Source organism: Kitasatospora putterlickiae (assembly GCF_039527695.1).
Lineage (GTDB): Bacteria > Actinomycetota > Actinomycetes > Streptomycetales > Streptomycetaceae > Kitasatospora > Kitasatospora putterlickiae.
Map to the genome: position 1 here is coordinate 25,385 of NZ_BAAAKJ010000119.1, position 1,789 is coordinate 27,173.

Below are 1,789 nucleotides of genomic sequence, written 5' to 3' on the forward strand. Positions count from 1 at the left end.
GTCGGCGCGGGCTGGATCGGCGCCGGCCTGGCCACCGCGGCCCGGGCGGCCGGGTGCTCGGTGACCGTCGTCGAGGCCGGCCCGGCCCCCGTCCCCGGTGCGCTGCCCGCCGAGGTCGGCCGGGTGATGGCCGCCTGGTACACGGCCGCCGGGGTGGAGCTGCGCTGCGGAACCGGCGTCGCGGCCGTCGAACCGGGCGCGGTGCTGCTCGCCGACGGCTCGCACCTGCCCGCCGACGAGGTGGTGGTCGGCATCGGCGCCCGTCCGGCCACCGGCTGGCTGGCCGGCAGCGGGGTCGCCCTGGACGCCGCCGGCGCCGTGCTGGTCGACGAGCGGCTGCGCACCACCGTGCCCGGCGTGCTCGCCGCCGGCGACTGCGTCAGCTACCCGTCGGCGCGCTCCGGCACCCGGCTGACCGTCCAGCACTGGGACCACGCGCTGCGGTCCGGCGAGGCGGCGGCCGCCACCCTGCTCGGCACGGACGCGCCGCCGTACGACCCGGTGCAGTACTTCTGGTCCGAGCAGTTCGGGCGGATGGTCCAGTACGCCGGCCGGCACGGCGCGGGCGACGAACCGCTGTGGCGCGGCTCGCCGGACGGCGCCGACTGGTCGGTGCTCTGGCTGCGCGACGGCGTCCTGCACGCGCTGCTCACGGTGGACCGGCCGCGCGACCTCACCCAGGGCAGGCGGCTGATCGAGCGCGGCGCCGTGCTGGACCCGGCCCGCGCCGCCGACCCGGCGGTCCCGCTGAAGTCGGCCCTGGCCGCCGGGTAGCGGCGGCCGGCGGACCCGGTTGGTGCGCGGCGGGCCGCCGAGGTGGCAGTCTGGTGCTTGTGAGTGAGATCGAAGCCAAGATTGAAGCCCTGGTCCCCGCGTGGCTGTACCTCCCCGACATCTCCGAGAAGTGGGGTGTGGTGGTCACCGAGGTCCGCAACATGGTCAAGAAGGGTGACCTGATCGCCGTCCGCCGCGGCCCCAACAAGTCGCTGCAGGTCCCGGCCGCGTTCATCGACGAGACCGGTCCCGTGAAGCACCTGATCGGCACGCTGACGGTGCTGCGTGACAGCGGGTTCAGCGACGACGAGATCCTGGTGTGGATGTTCACCGAGGACCCGTCGCTGCCCGGTACCCCGATGCAGGCGCTCTGCGAGAACCGGGCCACCGAGGTCAAGCGGCGCGCCCAGGCGATGGCGTGGTGACGGACCCGGCCGCGACCGGCCGGCGGGCCCGGCTCGCCGACGCCCGCCTGTACCTGTGCACCGACGCCCGGCGCGAGCGCGGCGACCTCGCCGAGTTCCTGGACGCCGCGCTGGCCGGCGGCGTGGACATCGTCCAGCTCCGGGACAAGGGCCTGGAGGCCAGGCAGGAGCTGGCGGCGCTGGAGGTCTTCGCCGACGCCTGCCGTCGGCACGGCCGGATGCTCGCCGTCAACGACCGCGCCGACGTCGCCCACGCGGCCGGCCCGGACGTGCTGCACCTCGGGCAGGACGACCTGCCGGTGCCCGCCGCCCGGGCGATCATCGGCGAGGACGTGCTGATCGGGCGGTCGTGCCACGCCGAGTCCGAGGTGGACGCGGCCGCCGCCGAGCCCGGCGTCGACTACTTCTGCACCGGCCCGGTCTGGCCGACCCCGACCAAGCCGGGCCGCCCCGCGCCGGGCCTCGGCCTGGTCGAGTACGCGGCGAAGCTGGGGGCCGAGCGGCCGTGGTTCGCCATCGGCGGCATCGACCTCGGCAACCTGGACGAGGTGCTGGCCGCCGGCGCCCGCCGGGTGGTGGTGGCGCGGGCC

At 76.4% G+C, this 1,789-nt stretch carries 3 protein-coding genes; all 3 read left to right on the forward strand.

Annotated features, from left to right (window positions below; translation table 11 throughout):
• On the forward strand, positions 1 to 774 hold a 774-nt coding region (locus tag ABD308_RS12515; protein ID WP_344332739.1), incomplete at its 5' end, for an NAD(P)/FAD-dependent oxidoreductase.
• 59 nt (positions 775 to 833) lie between these two features.
• The gene (locus tag ABD308_RS12520) at positions 834 to 1,199 is read left to right on the forward strand and encodes an Rv2175c family DNA-binding protein (protein WP_344332741.1); all 366 of its coding nucleotides are present in this window, start codon (positions 834 to 836) and stop codon (positions 1,197 to 1,199) included.
• Positions 1,196 to 1,789, forward strand: a 594-nt coding sequence (thiE, locus tag ABD308_RS12525) for a thiamine phosphate synthase (RefSeq protein WP_344332746.1), incomplete at its 3' end; no start/stop codon positions are given. The genes ABD308_RS12520 and thiE, both read left to right, overlap by 4 nt.